Below are 16,761 nucleotides of genomic sequence, written 5' to 3'. Positions count from 1 at the left end.
CGACTCCGGTTTCTTCGGCCGCATGCTTTCGGTGCGCGGCGAGTTCGGGTACTGGGTGTTCGAAGGCGACTGGCAGGAGGCGCAGCGGCCGTCGTGGACTTATCGCAGCGAAGACGGCGGCGGCATCATCCTCGACATGGTCTGCCACTGGCGCTACGTGCTCGACAACCTCTTCGGCGAAGTCGAGAGCGTCGTGTGCATCGGCAACACCGACATTCCCGAACGCTGGGACGAAGCGAACAGGAAGTACAAGGCGACCGCCGACGATTCGGCCTATGCCACCTTCCGCCTCAAGGGCGGCGTGATCGCCCATATCAACATGAGCTGGGCGACGCGCGTCTATCGCGACGACCTCGTCACCTTCCAGGTCGACGGCACGCATGGTTCGGCTGTGGCGGGCCTAACCGACTGCGTGATCCAGGCGCGTCAGATGACGCCGCGACCGGTATGGAATCCCGACGAGAAGCGGCTGCATGATTTCTACGCCGATTGGCAGAAGCTGCCCGAGAACGTGAGCTATGACAACGGTTTCAAGGAGCAGTGGGAAATGTTCATCCGCCACGTCTGCGAGGACGCGCCCTACAAGTACACGCTGCTGGAAGGCGCCAAGGGCGTGCAACTCGCCGAATGCGCGCTGCAGAGCTGGCGCGAGAAGCGCTGGATCGACGTTGCGCCGATCAACGTTTGAGGAGGGGCGACCATGAACAAGCCTGTGATGCCCACATCGTCGCTGTCGCTCAAGTTGCCGGTCGCCGGTGGCGCGACGGAAACCTATCGCCTGGCCGCTTCGCGCAGTTTTCCCGCCAAACTTGAAGGCACGCTCAATCGCGTGGCGTTTTCGGCCGCGCATGTCGTCTCAGATCCGCTCGCCGATGTCGATCCGTGGCTGACCGCGGCGGTCGATTGGGACAGGACCATTGCGTTCCGTGAGCACATCTGGGACCTCGGGCTCGGCGTAGCCGAGGCGATGGATACCGCCCAGCGTGGCATGGGATTGGACTGGCCGACCTCGCTCGAATTGATCCAGCGCTCGGTGCGCGCGGCCAAGGCGAGGGGCGGAGCCCTGGTGTTCTCAGGCGCCGGGACCGATCACCTTGCGACGGAAGATACGAAAACCATCGATGACGTGATCCGCGCCTATGAAGAGCAGATCGCGGCGATCGAGAAGGCGGGGGGACGCATCATCCTGATGGCCTCGCGCGCGCTCGCTAAGATTGCGCGGCACGCCGATGACTACGCCAATGTTTACGGCCGCGTGCTGTCGCAGGTCGCCGAGCCCGTGATCATCCACTGGCTGGGCAATATGTTCGATCCCGCGCTGTCGGGATATTGGGGCGCTGCCGATCTCAACAAGGCAATGGACACCGCGGTTGCCATCATCAACGCCCATGCGGTGAAGGTCGACGGCGTCAAAGTTTCGTTGCTCGATGCGCAGCGCGAGATCGACATGCGCCGCCGGCTGGCCAGCGGCGTCAAGATGTACACCGGCGATGACTTCAACTACGCCGAACTGATTGCGGGCGACGACAAAGGCTATTCGCACGCACTGCTTGGCATCTTCGATGCGATCGCGCCGGCGGCGTCCTACGCGCTGTCGCGGCTGGCCGCCGCCGATACGCAAGGTTTCCACGACGTGCTCGGGCCGACGGTGCCGCTGTCGCGGCACATCTTCAAGGCACCGACGCGGTTCTACAAGACCGGCATCGTGTTCATGGCCTATCTGAACGGGCACCAGGATCATTTCACCATGGTCGGCGGTCAGGAAAGCACGCGCTCGACGCTGCATCTTGCCGAGCTGTTTCGGCTTGCGGATCAGGCGGGACTTCTGGCGAACCCGGAATTGGCGACGCGGCGGATGAAAGCCGCTCTCGCTCTGCGTGGGGTGGAAGCCTGATGCGCGACTTCTCGGCCGATCATCGCTGGCTGTCGCTCAATACCGCAACGGTTCGCAAGCAGGGCGATCTGCTTGAGATCATCGAGACCTGCGCCCGGCACGGCATTCGCGCCATCGATCCCTGGCGCGACCAGGTCGCCGCGGTTGGCCTGGAGCGCGCCGCGCGAGCGGTGCGCGAGACCGGACTTGAGCTTTCCGGCTACTGCCGCGGCGGCATGTTCACCTCGGACGCCCCGCGCCGCATCGAGGTACGCGACGACAACCGCCGGGCGGTCGACGAGGCGAAGGCGCTGGGCGCGCCGTGCATCGTGCTCGTGGTCGGCGGGCTGCCGCAATATTCGCGGCCGGGCAGCGCCGCCACCAAGGACATCGCCGGCGCGCGGGTGCAGGTCGAAGAAGCGATGGCCGAGATGATGGACTACGCCAAGACGGCCAAAATGCCGCTGGCGATCGAGCCCTTGCATCCGGCCTATGCCGGCGACCGTGCCTGCGTGAATACGACCAAGCACGCGCTCGATATTTGCGACCGTCTTGATCCCGCCCGCAGCGGCGCGCTGGGAGTCGCGCTCGACGTCTATCACATCTGGTGGGATCCGGAGGTACTCGGCCAGATCGCTCGCGCCGGCAAGGACCGCCTGCTGGCGTTTCATGTCTGCGACTGGCTGGTGCCGACCAAGGACATTCTCAACGATCGCGGCATGATGGGCGACGGCGTGATCGACATCAAATCGTTGCGTCGAGCCGTCGAGGCGCAGGGATTTGCCGGCTATTGCGAGATCGAGATTTTCTCGGACACCTGGTGGACGAAGTCGATGGACGAGGTGGTGCGCACCTGCATCGAACGGCACCGAACCGTGCTGTAACAAACGCGATCGTCAAATCGAACTAGCGAGAAGACGCGCTGCCATCAAGCGGCGTGAGCCTCATTTGTTTGATGAAAGGCGAAAAAATGATCGGTGAGGTGATTGTCGTCGGCGATCTGAAACTCCGGGATGATGCCGACATGAACGAGTATGGCCGGCTCGGCGAGCGCATGTACGGCATCGTCAGCAAGATTCCGGGGTTCCTGTCGGTGAAGGCGTTCAAGGCCGAGGACGGCGAAGAGCTCACGATATTTCGCTTCGCCTCGGAAAAAGCGCTGGAAGCCTGGCGGACTCACCCCGAGCATGTCGAAACCATGAAGCGGGGACATGCCGAATTCTACACCAGCGGCTTCTTGCAAATCTGCAAGGTGGTCCGCGAGGTCGGTCCTTTCAAGCACGACTAGAATGGGAGAGGTTGCGCCTTGTCGCGCGACCTCGGAGTTACTTGCGCGCCGCCGCTTCGCCGCCGATCATGGCGGTGCCGCCGCCGCTGCAGCCGTCCGCGCCATAACGCACGAACTTCTGCACGCGTTTTCCGGTATCGACTTCGCCGGTATAGATGTTGCCCTGGCTGTCGAGGCTGACCTGGTGCAGCCAGTGGAAATCGCCGGCCATCCGCCCGCCATGACCGAGCCGGCCGAGCTGCTCCAGTTTTTCACGGCTCATGATATAGATTGTCTGATTGGTATTGTCGCCGACGTAGAGACAGCTTTGCGGCTTGTCGGGCGAGAAGTTCATCGACACCGCGGTGCCGGGCATCACCGGCTGCGTATAGGTCTTGGCGCTGATGAAGCGTTCGGTCACGAAGCCGCATTTGCCGACTTCGCCGTTCGGATTGCTGCATGCCGCGCCTAACGAGGCGTCCTTGCTGTCGAATACCTGGATGCGGTCGTTGCCGCGATCGCAGACGTAGATCTTGCCGTCGTCGGCGATCTTCACGCAGTGCACGGGATTGCGGAAGAAGGCGGGCTTTGTCTCGCCCCGGCCTGAGGCTTGCGGCCAGGTGCCGGCGGCCGCCGCGGCGGCATCGTCGATCGGGTTGTTCCCGTAGGCGCCGAAGTGGCCGATATACTGGCCGGTGTCGGCGTCGACGATCAGGATGCGCCGGTTGGCATAGCCGTCGGCGACGTAGAGGCGATTGGCCTTGGGATCGACCACCATGTCGGCGGGACGATAGAGCAACGGCGTGCCGTTGACGCCGCCATCCTTGCTGTTGCTGTTAGGTGCCGTCGGCGTGCCGCCGATCCGCATTTTGAAATTGCCGTCGCGGTCGAACTTCAGGATGAAGCCGTCGCCGCCACTTTTATTGGTGGTCCACGGAATTTCCTTGTCGCCCGGCTTGGGCGCGGGCGCATTGCCGGCGATCCAGACATTGTCGTTGCTGTCGACATAGATGCCGTGTTCGACATTCGGCCAGATGCAGCCGGCTTCCGGCTTGCATTTGCCGCCGATAAAGCCCGGATCCGCCGGGCCGCCCCAGGCGCGCAGCAATTTGCCGCCGCCGTCGAATTCCATCACAGAGGGCGCGGCGCGGCAGCAATCCGCGCCGAAGCCATTCTGCCGCACGAAGCCGAGGCCGTTGACCGGCTGGCCCTTAGCGTCGGTTGCGGCTGGAAGCGCGCCTTCCAGTCCGACTTCATCGTCATTGAGCGTGCGCGGCCGGTTGTAGACCCAGATGTGGTCATGATGATCGACGTAAAGCCCGCCGATCTGCCCCAATAGCCAGCTATGCGGCAGCGGTTGCGGCCAGGTCGGATCGACTACAAATTCGGGCGTCTTGCCGGACGTCGAGCGATCATAAACGCCGGTCTGTTTCTGCAGTTGGTCGAGAAGGGCGCCCGCCTTGATCGGGCTTGCGTCGTCGGCCCGCGCGGGCGCGATCATAAACCCCAAGGACAGGCCAGTGACTGCGATGGCGATTTTGGCTGCGTTTTTCATCCCCGGACTCTTTGTTCTGGTTGTTGTTCGTTCTGGTCAGTTGGCCGAAAATCTCGCCGGGTTTGGGCGACCTGTCAATTCGCGCATCGTTGCCGATCGATGGTGCATGGCAACACTGCTGCAGCCGCTCTGCGCTGACTGCGCGTGCCAAATCCATTCCATCAGCGCCCGAGCGATATGCCATTTTCGGACTTTCGAAAGTCGCACCGCCGTCTAAAGTCCGGCAGCGAAAATCATATCGCGCTCACCAATCGGAACATCTGACATGGACGCCCGTCGCAAAGCGCCAGCCGACACCTCGCCCTCCTGGCCGGAAGACATATTCGAGATCCTGCGGCGTTTCGACGTCCGCCAGGTCGCTTACGTGCCGGACGCAGGGCACTCGCAACTCATCGAGCGCGTGCTCGCCGAGCCTTCGATGCGCGCGGTGCCGCTGACGACGGAAGAAGAGGGGATCGCGCTGCTGGCCGGTGCCTGGACCGGCGGCCAGCGCGGCGTGCTGCTGATGCAATCGAGCGGGGTCGGCAATTGCATCAACATGTTCTCGCTGACGCAAATATTCCGCTTTCCGTTCCTCACGCTGGTGACGATGCGGGGCGAGTGGGGCGAGTTCAATCCGTGGCAGGTGCCGATGGGATCGACCACCCCGGCGGTGCTCGAATTGTCCGGGATCAAGGTGTTGCGGGCTTCGCATCCGGGCGAAGTGCGTGAGGTGGTCGAGGCGGCGGCAGGACAGGCTTACAACGCCTGCACGGCGTCCGCCGTGCTGTTGTCGCAACGTCTGATCGGTGCAAAGGTTTTCGTAAAATGAGCAAGGCAAATCTTCTCGAGCGCCGCAGCGTGGTTTCGGCTCTTCTGGAGGGTCGCAAGGATGCGGTCGTCGTCGGCGGCCTCGGCGCTTCGACTTACGACATTGCCGCCGCCGGCGATCACGATCGCAACTTCTACCTCTGGGGCGCGATGGGCGGCGCCGTGATGATCGGCCTTGGCGTTGCGTTGGCCCAGCCGGCGCTGCCCGTGATCGTGATCACGGGCGATGGTGAGATGCTGATGGGGATGGGAAGCCTTGCCACCGTCGGCCTGCAGCAGCCTAAAAATCTCTCCATCATCGTGCTCGACAACGAGGTCTATGGCGAAACCGGCGGCCAGGCGAGCCACACCGGCGCCAATACCGATCTGGTCGGTGTCGCCAAGTCCTGCGGCATTTCCGATGCCCATGCGCTGTCGACGATGGGCGAGATCGGGGCGTTCGCAAAAACGATGCAGGACACGTCAAAGGGCCCGCGCTTTGCCAGCATCAAGATCGATGCGGCGAACCTGGAGCGGGTGCTCGCCAACAGGGACGGCACCTTCATCGTCAACCGGATTCGTGGCGCGCTGGGATTTGACCCGATCTAGACGCTCTGGATGCAGAATTGCCACCCATGCAACCCTAAGGTTGGCAAGGGGAATTTTGCGGCGCAGCAAATTTGTTGACTTGGATCAAAGGTGAGTGCTTACTTACAAGATGAGCACCCTCCGCATGACCAGCGATCTGAGGCGCCAGTTGATTCTGGGCGCGGCCAAGCGCTGTTTCGCGCGCCACGGTTTTGCCGGCACCACGACCAAGAGCGTGGCCGCCGCCGCGTCGATTTCGGAGGGGCTTCTTTTCAAGCATTTCCCAACCAAATCAGCGCTTTATGCGGAAATTCTCGCCGAAGAATGCGCCGCCGATCCGGCGCTGCAGAGCCTGCTCGAGCTTGAGCCCTCCACCGAAACGCTCGTCATTTTGATCCGCGAAATGGTTCGCCATTTCCAGGAGGTGCACGAGTTGCCCGATCAGGAAGAGGCCCAGCGCCTGCGCCTGATGCTGGCGAGCCATCTCGATGACGGCGAATTTGCCCGGCTGATCTACGAAAAGATCGCCGGCCTGATCGGCTCGATCTTTGAAGCTTCGCTGAAGCGCGCCGTCGAAGCGGGCGATGCGAAGGTGATCGGACGGGAGCCGATGAATCTCTTCTGGTTTGCGCATCACACGGTGCTGATGGTATGCGTGACGCGCCTGCCAACCATTCCGTGCCTGTCCTATGGCGACGACGGCGCCGACCTCGTACGGCAGTTGAGCGAATTCATTCTCCGCGGCATCGGCGTCAACGAAGCCGCGATCAATCACTACCTCAGCCGCGAGCTCACCCGGGAATCCGGGCCATCGGCAATTGCAGAAAGCGCATGACCATGAACATCGTGACCGACAGGAACATCGCGGGCCGACCGATTGGCGACAAGTCCGCTGCGCGGCCGGTGCGGCTCGTGCGCTGGTTCATCATCGTGGGACTGCTGCTCGCGCTGCTGGTTGGCGCCCTGGTGGGCTTCAACGCCTTCCGCAGCCACATGATCGCGCAGTTCTTCGCCAACAATAAGCCGCCGCCGACCTCCGTCTCCGTGGTCGAGGCGAAGTCCGAAGTCGTTCCGAATCTGCTGACCGCGGTGGGCGATCTTGCTGCGGTGCATCAGGTGAACGTCACCAGCGACGTTGCCGGCCGCATCACCGACATCATGTTCACGCCGGGCGCTTCGGTAAAGGAAGGAACACCCCTGCTGCAATTGTTCGATGGGCCGGAGCAGGGCGATCTCGCCAGCTTCAAGGCACAGGCGACCGGCGCGCAGCTCGCGCTCGACCGTGCCAAGCAGCTTGCCGCGCGTCAGTTCGGCCCGCAGTCGACGGTCGATGCCGCGCAGGCGACCTATGATCAGGCGGTTGCCGGCATTTCCAAGACCGAGGCGCTGATCTCGCAGAAGCTGGTGCGCGCGCCGTTCGACGGTGAGCTCGGCGTGCGTAAGGTCGAGGTCGGCCAGTTTCTCAGCGCCGGTACCCAGATCGTCACCCTGACCGATCTGTCGATGCTTTATGCCAACTTCACGGTGCCGGAAAAGGCGAGCGCGGTGCTGAAGGTCGGCCAGACCGTGCGTCTGACGGTCGACGCCTTCCCCGGCCGCACCTTCGAGGGAAAGATCACGACCATCGAGCCGCAGATCGCTGCCGACACCCGTAACATCCGCGTTCAGGCCACGATTGCCAATCCCGATCATTTGCTGAAGCCCGGCATGTTCACGACCACGACGGTGGTGCTGCCGGAGAAGCCGCCGGTCGTCACGGTGCCGGAGACAGCGGTCGACTATACGCTTTACGGTGATTCCGTCTTCTTGATCACCGAGAAGAAAGGCGATGACGGCAAGACCAGCCTGACCGCGGTGCGCACCTTCGTGCGGACCGGCGACCGGGTCGACGGCCGCGCCGAGATACTTGACGGGCTCAAGCCCGGCGATCGCGTGGTCGCGGTTGGCCAACTCAAGTTGCAATCGGGGTCCGCGGTCGCGATTTCGACGGATCCGACACCGCCGATTCCGGCGAAGCCACCGCGATACTGATCACGCGACCTGCGCGTACCCCAATTCAAGTCGGAGCTGTCCGATGACCTGGACTGATCTTTTCATCAAGCGGCCGGTGCTGTCGGTCGTCGTCAGCCTGCTGATCCTCTTGATCGGCTTGCGGGCGGCAACCGTGTTGCCGATCCGGCAATATCCCAAGCTGTCCAATACGGTCGTGAACGTCACCACGTCGTATCCCGGCGCGTCCGCCGACCTGATCCAGGGCTTCATCACCACGCCGATCGAGCAGGCGGTCGCCTCCGCCGAAGGCGTCGACTACATGACGTCGTCGTCGGTGCTCGGCACCAGCACGATCCAGGTCTACATCAAGCTGAATTTCGACCCGAACCAGGCGCTGACCGAGGTTCTGGCCAAGGTGAACTCGGTCAAATACCTCATTCCAAAGGAATCCAACGACCCCGTCGTCACCAAGACGACGGGCCAGACGACCGCGGTGATGTATCTTGGCTTCTCGTCCGAAGTTTTGTCGGGTTCGGCGATCTCGGACTATCTGACGCGCGTGGTGCAGCCGGTGCTGTCGACCGTCGACGGCGTCGCCTCGGCCGACATTCTCGGCGGCCAGACTTTTGCAATGCGGTTGTGGCTCGATCCGGTGCGGATGGCCGGCCGCAACGTCTCGCCGAGCGATGTTGCTGCCGCGATCGCGGCCAACAATTTCCAGGCAGCGGCGGGCCAGGCCAAGGGCTTCTTCATCGTCTCGAACGTCTCGGCCAATACCGACCTGCAAAATCTCGAACAGTTCAAGAGGATGATCGTCAAATCCAAGGACGGCGGTTTCGTCCGGATCGACGATATTGCGACTGTCGAGCTTGCCGCGCAAAGCACCGATGCCAGCGTCGCCTTCAATGGCGAGCACGCGATCTTCATCGGCGTGCAGGTGACCCCGCAGGGCAATCCGCTGACCCTGGTGAAGGGCGTACGCGCGCTATTCCCCGAACTTGAGCGCAACCTGCCGCCCTCGATGAAGATGAAGGTGGCTTACGATTCCACCAAGTTCATCCAATCCTCGATCGACGAGGTGGAAAAGACGCTCGGCGAAGCCGTTCTCATCGTCGTCGTCGTGATCTTCCTGTTCCTGGCCTCGTTCCGCTCGGTTCTGATCCCCGTTGTGACCATTCCGCTGTCGCTGATCGGCGTGTGCAGCCTGATGCTGGCGGCGGGTTTCAGCTTCAACCTGCTGACGCTGCTCGCCATGGTGCTCGCGATCGGTCTCGTCGTCGACGACGCTATCGTGGTCGTCGAGAACATCCACCGCCATCTGGAAGAGGGCAAGCCGCCGGTGCAGGCGGCCATGATCGGCGCGCGCGAAATCGTCGGCCCGGTCATTTCCATGACCATCACGCTCGCCGCGGTCTATGCGCCGATCGGCTTCCTCGGCGGCTTGACCGGCTCGCTGTTCCGCGAATTCGCCTTTACGCTGGCGGGCTCGGTGATCGTGTCAGGGATTATCGCGCTGACGCTGTCGCCGATGATGTGCTCGGTGTTCCTCAAGAGCGCCGAAGAAGGGCGGTTCGCAAAAATCGTCAACCGGGTGTTCGGCGCGATGACGCGCTGGTACGGCCGCATGCTCGACCGCTCGCTCGATTATCGCCCGATCACGGGCCTGTTCGCGTTGACGATCCTCGGCCTGGTCGGCTTCCTCTATATGCACACCTCGAAGGAGCTTGCGCCCGAGGAAGACCAGGGCATCGTGTTTGCGGTGACCAAGGCGCCCAAATACGCCAACATCGACTATATCGATTTCTACGGTGACAAGCTCGACAAGGCTTTCGCCAAGTTCCCGGAAACCGATCTGCGCTTCGTTCTGAACGGCATCAACGGCCCGCAGAACGGCATCGCCGGTATGCTGCTGACGCCTTGGGACGAGCGCAAGCGCTCGTCGATCAAGCTCAAGCCGTTGGTGCAGGCTGAGATCAGCAAGATTGAAGGTGTCAACGCGTTCGCCTTCAACCTGCCGCCGCTGCCGGGCGGCCCCGGTGGCCTGCCGGTTCAGATGGTGATCTCCTCGACCAACGGCTTCCAGCAGATCTATGAGCAGATGAACAAGCTCAAGGATGCCGCACGCAAGAGCGGCCTGTTCATCGTCTCCGACAGCGACCTCGACTTCAACCAGCCGGTGGTGCGGATCAAGGTCGACCGCGCGAAGGCGAGCGATCTCGGGCTGACCATGCAGAGCATCGGCAATACGCTGGCGACCATGCTTGGCGGCAACTATGTGAACCGCTTCAACCTCGAGGGTCGGTCATATCAGGTGATTCCGCAGGTGCCGCGCGAGGCGCGGCTATCGCCGGAATCGCTCGGCAACTATTATCTGTCGACGCCGACTGGCCAGCAGATTCCGTTGTCGACCGTGGTCTCGATCCAGACCGCGACCGATCCCAACGCGCTCACGCACTATAACCAGCTCAACTCGGCGACCTTCCAGGCGGTGCCGATGCCGGGCGTGACCGTGGGCCAGGCGGTTGATTTCCTCGAGGGCGAGGCGAAAAAGCTGCCCGCCGGATTCACGCACGACTATCTGGCGGACAGCCGGCAATATGTGCAGGAAGGCAACCAGCTTGCGATCACCTTCGCCTTCGCGCTGATTATCATCTTCCTGGTGCTGGCGGCCCAATTCGAAAGCCTGCGAGACCCGCTCGTCATCATGATCAGCGTACCCATGGCGATCGTCGGCGCGATGATCCCGCTGTTCTTCGGCGCGGCGACGATGAACATCTACACCCAGGTCGGTCTGTTGACGCTGGTTGGACTGATCAGCAAGCACGGCATTTTGATGGTGGAGTTCGCCAACGAACTCCAGCTCAATGAGAGCCTTGACCGCCGTTCGGCGATCGAAATGGCGGCGCGCGTCCGGCTGCGTCCAATCCTGATGACGACGGCCGCGATGGTCACCGGCCTGTTGCCGCTGCTCACCGCCTCCGGCGCGGGCGCCGCGAGCCGGTTCTCGATCGGTCTCGTGGTGGTGGCCGGCATGACCATCGGCACGCTGTTCACGCTGTTCGTGCTGCCGGCGGTCTATGTCTGGATCGCGACCGACCACCGCGCCGGCGCCGAATCCGAGCGCGCCAAGGAGATCGCCGAATTCGATCTCGGTTCGAAGGTGCTGAAGCCGACGTAAGATAGCCCGCCGCGGCTGGACTAGCCGAAGCCAAGATGATCGAATAGCGCTCGCTTGAGCCCGGTTCTGATGGGAATCAGAACCGGGCTCAAGCCTATCATCTCGGCGCGTTTTCTTTACGCGAACGGGTATCCACTTCGCTCGAAAACGCTATGGAAAACTAGGAGCGCCATTTTCATGACTCGTGACTTTGCTGCCGGAAACTACCGGTTTATCCCGGCCGTGTTTCAATATTCGAGCGGCGCCTGCGCGCACGACGGCTTTGAGATCGAACGCGTGCGCTTTGACAAGCTGTTGCCGCTGGCCGAAGGCTTTGCGCAGGCGGCGAGCCATATTCAGCGCGCCGGGCAGAAGCTGACCTCATTCTGCGCCTGCGAGTTGCGGTCGCCGGCCGCGTTCAGCGAAGCCGGGTTCCTCGCTTTCAACCAGCATTATGTGAAGACGCTTTCGGAGTGGGGCATCTTCGACGGAACCACCAATCCGGTGGCGCGCAGCAACGTCTGCCCCGAAATCGATCCGCCGGCCGTGCCGTCATTCTATGCGTTCTGCTTCGTTCGTCCGATTGAGGGGAACCGCCGCGCGGCGCAACCTGATTTTGTCATCGCCGGCGGCGCGGAAGCGCGCGGCGGGCCCGGCAGCTATCCCGAACGGATCGTGCGTTATCGCGACCTCAGCCCGGAGGGGATGAAGGACAAGGTGGCCTTTACGGTTGGCGAAATGGAAAACCGTCTGGCCGGATTCGGCTTTGGCTGGAAAGATACGACGGCGACGCAGGTCTACACCGTCCATGACTTCCACCCCACGATGGCGGAGGAGCTGGTGTACCGCGGCGCCGCGCGCTCGGGCCTGACCTGGCATTTCGCGCGGCCGCCGGTCGTCGATCTCGAATTCGAAATGGATTGCCGCCGGGTGAGCCGGGAGATCGTGGTTTGACCGCTACTTCTGCCGTGGATCGAGCGCGTCGCGCAAGCCATCGCCGACGAGGTTGAACGATAGCACCACCAGAAAGATCGCTAGTCCCGGCCAGATCGCCATCCAGGGCGCGTTGGTGAGAAAGCGCTGCGCCGAATTCAACATGCTGCCCCAGGACGGCGACGGCGGTTGCTGGCCAAGACCGAGGAACGAAAGGGCAGCCTCCGCGATGATCGCGGCCGCGATCGAGAGCGTAGCCTGGACCAGAAGCGCCGGCAGGATGTTCGGCAGAATATGAAACAGCGCAATGCGCCAGGGCGGGTTGCCGATCGCGCGCGCCGCCTCGACATATTCCTCGACCTTGACGCTGATGGTCTGGCCACGGGTCAACCTGATGAAGACCGGCGTCGCCGAGATTCCGATCGCGATCATGGCGTTGCCGAGGCTTGGGCCTAAGAACGCGGCCAGCGCGATGGCGAGGATCAGGAACGGGCAGGCGAGCATCGCGTCAGTAAGCCGGCTGATCAGTGCGTCGACGAAGCCGCCGCGATAGCCGGCCAACAGACCGAGCGGCACACCGATCGAAAGCGCGATGCTGACCGAGATTGCGCCGGCTGCGAGCGACGCCCGCGAGCCGTAGACCACGCGCGCCAGCACATCGCGGCCGAGATCGTCGGTGCCGAACCAGTGGGCAGCCGTCGGCGGTTTGCGCACCAGCGCCCAGGTGGTGGCGATCGGGTCATACGGCACGATCAAAGGCGCAAGGATCGCAAGCAGGACGAAGATCGCGATCACGCCAAGGCCGACCACCGCGCCTTTGCGCTTGAACAGTCGCCGAAGTGCGCGGCGCGTCGGGCTTTCCAGCCGGTCGTCGGCGGTGGCGGTGGTGAAGGCGGGAAGGGCGGTATCAGCCATCTCATCCCCTCAGCCGCGGATTGACCAGGACATAGGCGATGTCGGCGATCAGGTTCAGCATCAGGTAGACGGTCGCGGTCACGAGCACGACGCCCTGCACGACTGCATAGTCGCGGTTGAAGACGGCATCCACGATCAACTTGCCGAAGCCGGGGATCGAGAAAATCTGCTCGGTCAGTACCGCGCCGGAAAGCAGCGTGCCCAGTTCGAGCGCGCCGAGCGTGATGACGGGCGTCAGGGCATTGCGCATCGCATGCTTGAGGATCACGCTGCGCTCGGAAAGCCCCTTGGCGCGGGCGGTGCGGACATAATCGCTCTGCAGCACCTGCAGCATGGCGCTGCGCGTGTGGCGCATCAGGATCGCAGCAATGGCGTTGCCAAGCACGAAGGCCGGCATCACGGTCGAGGCAAGGCTGGCGTGCCAGTTTTCGGAAAGCGGCACGTAGCCGGAAGCCGGCAGCCAGCCGAGCTTGATCGAGAACAGGAAGATCAGCATGATTCCGAGCCAGAAATTCGGCGTCGAGATCCCCCACAGCGCAAACAGGTTGGCGCCGTAGTCCCAGGCAGTGCCTTGCTTGACCGCGGAAACGATGCCGGCGGGAATGCCAATCAGGAACGCGATCACGATCGCCATCGATGCGAGCTGAAGCGTCACCGGCAATTTCTGCGCGATCAGTTCGCGCACCGGCACTTTCACCCGAAGCGATTCACCGAAATCGCCTGCGAGCACCCCCTTGACCCAGTAGACGTATTGCACCGGGATCGGCTGGTCGAGGTGATATTGCTTCCTGATCTGCTCGATCACGGCTGGATCGCGCTCCTCGCCGGCCATCACCAGCGCAGGATCCCCCGGCAACAAATGCTGCAGCGAAAAAATCAGGATCGACACAAAGAACAGCGTCGGCACCATTTGCAGAAGGCGCTTGCCGAGGAAGTTCAGCATGGCGTCCTTTCCGTCGTGCGCGTCGGGCGATGCTTCACTTCAGCTTCATCCCGACGATGCGTACTAATCCGTCCGGCACCGGCCGGTAACCCTCAAGCTTCCTGGTATGCGCGAACAGGAGGTTCTTGTGATAGAGGTAGATGATCGGCTCGTCGTTGAGGATGACCTTGGTCAGCTTCTCATAGATCGCCTTGCGTTCGGCGACGTCGCCGGTCAACCGTGCGTCTTCCATCAACTTGTCGGCTTCGGGATTTGAGTAGCCGCCATCGTTCTGTGGCGCGCCGGTGTGCAGGAAGATGTAGGAGTTTCCATCCGGATCGATGCGGCCGCTCCAGTTGATCTGGAACACCTGGAAATTGCCGGCCTGTACTTCCTTGAACGAGGTCGCGAATTCGATCAGGCGGATCTTGAGGTCGAAGCCGGCTTCCGCCGCCATCGACTGCACGACCTGCGCGACCGCTTCATATTCCGACCCCTTCGGCACCATATAGTCGACGGATACTGGCGGCGAGACACCGGCCTCCTTCAGGAGGGCCTTGGCCTTTTCGACGTCGCGCGGCCGGATCGGCGAGGATGGCTGGTAATAGGGGTGCGAAGGGCTGACCCACTGGTTGCCCGGCGTGAACTCACCGTTGAACGCGACCTGGTTGAGCGCTTCGCGATCGATCGACAGATCCAGAGCCTGGCGCACCTTGACATTGGTGAGTGCGCCCTTGCTCTTGTCGTTGTTGGTGTTGATGGTGAGGCCGAGGTAGCCGAGCTCCGGCGCAGTCGCCAGGACGAGCCGGGAATCGGACTGCACGTCCCTGATGTCGGTTGCCAGTACGCGCTCGATCAAATCGAGCCCGCCCGATTTGAGATTGGCGAGACGTACGGTGGCGTCAACGATCGGCAGAAATACGATGCGATCGATAAAGACGTTGTCCTTGTTCCAGTAGTCGGCGAAGCGCTCGAACACCATGCGGTCCTGCTGCACGCGTTCGACGAATTTGTAGGGACCGGCACAGACCGGGTGCAGGCCGAACTTGTCGCCTTGTTCCTTCACCGCCTTGGGCGAGACCATCATGCCGGAGCGGTCGGTGAGTTGCGCGATGAGCGGCGCGTACGGGGTCTTCAGCACCAGCTTGATCGTGAGGGGCTCGACCACCTCGACATGATCGACGCTGGCGAGTTCGGATTTGCGGAACGAGCCGGGCATGTTGATATGCCGCTCGATCGAGAATTTCGCAGCCTCGGCATCGAACGGCTCGCCATCGTGGAACTTGACGCCGGGCCGCAATTTGATGGTCATGGCCTTGCCGTCGGCGGAAGTCTCATGGGACAGCGCCAGCTGCGGCACGATGTTGAGCTTCTCATCGATATCGAACAGCTTGTCGCAAAAGGCCGAAAACACGATACGCCCGACATAGGTGCGGCCGAGCGAGGGGTCGAGCATGTCGGGATCTTCGGCGAGGCCGATGCGCAGGGTGGTTTGAGCTTGCGCGCCCGCGGCGATCGAGATCGAAAGCGCCGCTGCTGTCACCGCCAACCGCAAAGTCCTCATGTCTCGTTCTCCTTAACTCACAAACCGGCCGGCGCTAGACGCCAGCCGGCGCATTTCATCGAGTCGCTTTTGCATCTTCCGTACCAACACCGGAAGTGCCAGCCGCTTCCATGCGGTTGAAGGCCGCAATCAGCCTCGACAGCGACGGCGACAGCCCGCCGTCGGCAGGCAGGATCGCGTCCGCGGGCGGCAGTTCGCCGCTGCGGTGACAGGCGGTCAGGTGTCCGGCTGGATCGGGTAATAGCTGCGGCAGTTCGGTCCGGCAGCGGTCGATCACATAAGGACAACGCGTGTGGAAGCGGCAGCCGGACGGTGGATTGAGCGCGCTCGGTATTTCGCCTTCCAGCACCAGGCGGCTTGGTTTAGCCTGAGGCTTCGGCACGGGAATGGCCGACAGCAGGGCGCGGCTATAGGGGTGGCGTGGCGCCGCAAACAACGCGTCGGCGTCCGTGGTTTCGACGATACGGCCGAGATTCATCACAGCAACGCGGTCGGCGATGTGCTTGACCACCGCGAGGTCGTGCGAGACGAAAATATAGGCGAGGCCGAGCCGTTGTTGCAGGTCACGCAGCAGGTTGAGGATTTGCGAACGGATCGAGACGTCGAGCGCCGAGACCGGCTCGTCGCAGATGATCAGCTTCGGCTCGACGGCGAGCGCGCGCGCAATGGCGATGCGCTGGCGCTGGCCGCCGGAAAACTCGTGGGCGTAGCGGCGGGCGGCGCGCGGCTCTAATCCGACCAACCGCAATAATTCCTCGACCCGCTTGTGGCGGTCTCCTGCGGGCACCAGATCGTGCAATCCAAGCGGCTCGGCCAGAATCTGGCCGACCGTCATCCGCGGGTTGAGCGAAGCGTACGGGTCCTGGAAGATGATCTGAGCGTCGCGGCGGAAGGCCCGCAGATCCTTGGTGCTCATCTTCGTGAGATCGCGGCCGTCAAAGCGGATCTCGCCCTGGTCCGGCTCGATCAGGCGTAGAACCAGCCGGCTCACCGTCGACTTGCCGCAACCGGATTCGCCGACCAGCGCCAGCGTCTCGCCGGTTTTCACGCTGAACGAAACGCCGTCGACGGCTTTGATGAACGTGGTCGGTGACCCAAACACCGAGCGCTTGCCCACGAAATGCTTGACCAGATTTTTCGCTTCCAGAAGCGCGGTCACGGTACGAGCTCCTCGAGTGGCGCGCGGATGCAGCGCGACCAATGGTT

The 16,761-nt window shown here is 62.6% G+C and carries 15 protein-coding genes; 10 read left to right on the top strand and 5 right to left on the bottom strand.

Annotation, left to right across the window (positions count from 1 at the left end; genetic code table 11):
* The 4 genes from VFL62_RS04320 to VFL62_RS04305 form a co-directional block, all read left to right on the top strand.
* Positions 1-688 (top strand): Gfo/Idh/MocA family protein (locus VFL62_RS04320; protein WP_325171137.1); only part of this gene is annotated, 688 nt, incomplete at its 5' end.
* A gap of 12 nt (positions 689-700) precedes the next feature.
* Complete coding sequence (locus tag VFL62_RS04315) at positions 701-1,894, top strand: dihydrodipicolinate synthase family protein (RefSeq protein ID WP_325171136.1); 1,194 nt, start codon at positions 701-703, stop codon at positions 1,892-1,894.
* The gene (locus VFL62_RS04310) at positions 1,894-2,757 is read left to right on the top strand and encodes a sugar phosphate isomerase/epimerase family protein (RefSeq protein ID WP_325171135.1); all 864 of its coding nucleotides are present in this window, start codon (positions 1,894-1,896) and stop codon (positions 2,755-2,757) included. Before VFL62_RS04315 ends, VFL62_RS04310 begins: the two co-directional genes overlap by 1 nt.
* Positions 2,758-2,843: 86 nt before the next feature.
* Positions 2,844-3,161, top strand: a complete 318-nt coding sequence (locus VFL62_RS04305) for an antibiotic biosynthesis monooxygenase family protein (RefSeq protein ID WP_325171140.1) — start codon at positions 2,844-2,846, stop codon at positions 3,159-3,161.
* 37 nt (positions 3,162-3,198) lie between these two features.
* Here the strand turns inward: VFL62_RS04305 and VFL62_RS04300 are convergent, their stop codons facing one another.
* Positions 3,199-4,695, bottom strand: coding sequence for a hypothetical protein (locus tag VFL62_RS04300; RefSeq protein ID WP_325171134.1), 1,497 nt, complete (start codon positions 4,693-4,695; stop codon positions 3,199-3,201).
* A 265-nt stretch (positions 4,696-4,960) separates the two neighbouring features.
* Between VFL62_RS04300 and VFL62_RS04295 the strand changes: the two genes are divergently transcribed.
* The 6 genes from VFL62_RS04295 (at position 4,961) to cnbZ (ending at position 12,175) form a co-directional block, all read left to right on the top strand.
* Positions 4,961-5,506, top strand: coding sequence for a phosphonopyruvate decarboxylase (locus VFL62_RS04295; protein ID WP_325171133.1), 546 nt, complete (start codon positions 4,961-4,963; stop codon positions 5,504-5,506).
* Complete coding sequence (locus VFL62_RS04290) at positions 5,503-6,093, top strand: thiamine pyrophosphate-dependent enzyme (protein WP_325171132.1); 591 nt, start codon at positions 5,503-5,505, stop codon at positions 6,091-6,093. The genes VFL62_RS04295 and VFL62_RS04290 overlap by 4 nt, the downstream gene beginning before the upstream one ends.
* A gap of 109 nt (positions 6,094-6,202) precedes the next feature.
* Complete coding sequence (locus tag VFL62_RS04285) at positions 6,203-6,907, top strand: TetR/AcrR family transcriptional regulator (protein WP_325171131.1); 705 nt, start codon at positions 6,203-6,205, stop codon at positions 6,905-6,907.
* A gap of 2 nt (positions 6,908-6,909) precedes the next feature.
* Positions 6,910-8,103, top strand: a complete 1,194-nt coding sequence (locus tag VFL62_RS04280; protein ID WP_325171139.1) for an efflux RND transporter periplasmic adaptor subunit — start codon at positions 6,910-6,912, stop codon at positions 8,101-8,103.
* Positions 8,104-8,146: 43 nt separating this feature from the next.
* Positions 8,147-11,242, top strand: coding sequence for a multidrug efflux RND transporter permease subunit (locus VFL62_RS04275; protein ID WP_325171130.1), 3,096 nt, complete (start codon positions 8,147-8,149; stop codon positions 11,240-11,242).
* Positions 11,243-11,419: 177 nt separating this feature from the next.
* A complete protein-coding gene (gene cnbZ / locus VFL62_RS04270) occupies positions 11,420-12,175 on the top strand; it encodes a 2-amino-5-chloromuconate deaminase CnbZ (RefSeq protein ID WP_325171129.1) in 756 nt (251 codons plus the stop codon).
* Between the two features lie 3 nt (positions 12,176-12,178).
* Here the strand turns inward: cnbZ and VFL62_RS04265 are convergent, their stop codons facing one another.
* Genes VFL62_RS04265 through VFL62_RS04250 form a run of 4 tightly spaced genes read right to left on the bottom strand, consistent with a single transcriptional unit; the run spans position 12,179 to position 16,714 of the window.
* On the bottom strand, positions 12,179-13,069 hold the full coding sequence (locus tag VFL62_RS04265) for an ABC transporter permease (protein WP_325171128.1): 891 nt from the start codon (positions 13,067-13,069) through the stop codon (positions 12,179-12,181).
* Between the two features lies 1 nt (position 13,070).
* The gene (locus VFL62_RS04260; RefSeq protein WP_325171127.1) at positions 13,071-14,012 is read right to left on the bottom strand and encodes an ABC transporter permease; all 942 of its coding nucleotides are present in this window, start codon (positions 14,010-14,012) and stop codon (positions 13,071-13,073) included.
* Between the two features lie 34 nt (positions 14,013-14,046).
* On the bottom strand, positions 14,047-15,555 hold the full coding sequence (locus tag VFL62_RS04255; RefSeq protein ID WP_325171126.1) for an ABC transporter substrate-binding protein: 1,509 nt from the start codon (positions 15,553-15,555) through the stop codon (positions 14,047-14,049).
* A gap of 55 nt (positions 15,556-15,610) precedes the next feature.
* Entirely contained in the window at positions 15,611-16,714 is a 1,104-nt protein-coding gene (locus VFL62_RS04250; protein WP_325171138.1) for a dipeptide ABC transporter ATP-binding protein, read from the bottom strand.
* Positions 16,715-16,761 lie beyond the last annotated feature (47 nt).

Source organism: Bradyrhizobium sp., from assembly GCF_035701725.1.
In the GTDB taxonomy this organism is placed as follows: Bacteria; Pseudomonadota; Alphaproteobacteria; order Rhizobiales; family Xanthobacteraceae; genus Bradyrhizobium.
The sequence above is the reverse complement of the archived record's forward strand: the minus strand, read 5'-3'. Positions and strand labels throughout refer to the sequence as shown.

Coding starts and splice junctions, on each gene's coding strand:
- VFL62_RS04295 (WP_325171133.1), top strand. CDS start 4,961: ATGGACGCCCGTCGCAAAGCGCCAGCCGACACCTCGCCCTCCTGGCCG.
- VFL62_RS04285 (WP_325171131.1), top strand. CDS start 6,203: ATGAGCACCCTCCGCATGACCAGCGATCTGAGGCGCCAGTTGATTCTG.
- VFL62_RS04265 (WP_325171128.1), bottom strand. CDS start 13,069: ATGGCTGATACCGCCCTTCCCGCCTTCACCACCGCCACCGCCGACGAC.
- VFL62_RS04275 (WP_325171130.1), top strand. CDS start 8,147: ATGACCTGGACTGATCTTTTCATCAAGCGGCCGGTGCTGTCGGTCGTC.
- VFL62_RS04280 (WP_325171139.1), top strand. CDS start 6,910: ATGAACATCGTGACCGACAGGAACATCGCGGGCCGACCGATTGGCGAC.
- VFL62_RS04255 (WP_325171126.1), bottom strand. CDS start 15,555: ATGAGGACTTTGCGGTTGGCGGTGACAGCAGCGGCGCTTTCGATCTCG.
- VFL62_RS04260 (WP_325171127.1), bottom strand. CDS start 14,012: ATGCTGAACTTCCTCGGCAAGCGCCTTCTGCAAATGGTGCCGACGCTG.
- VFL62_RS04300 (WP_325171134.1), bottom strand. CDS start 4,695: ATGAAAAACGCAGCCAAAATCGCCATCGCAGTCACTGGCCTGTCCTTG.
- VFL62_RS04315 (WP_325171136.1), top strand. CDS start 701: ATGAACAAGCCTGTGATGCCCACATCGTCGCTGTCGCTCAAGTTGCCG.
- VFL62_RS04310 (WP_325171135.1), top strand. CDS start 1,894: ATGCGCGACTTCTCGGCCGATCATCGCTGGCTGTCGCTCAATACCGCA.
- VFL62_RS04290 (WP_325171132.1), top strand. CDS start 5,503: ATGAGCAAGGCAAATCTTCTCGAGCGCCGCAGCGTGGTTTCGGCTCTT.
- VFL62_RS04305 (WP_325171140.1), top strand. CDS start 2,844: ATGATCGGTGAGGTGATTGTCGTCGGCGATCTGAAACTCCGGGATGAT.
- cnbZ (WP_325171129.1), top strand. CDS start 11,420: ATGACTCGTGACTTTGCTGCCGGAAACTACCGGTTTATCCCGGCCGTG.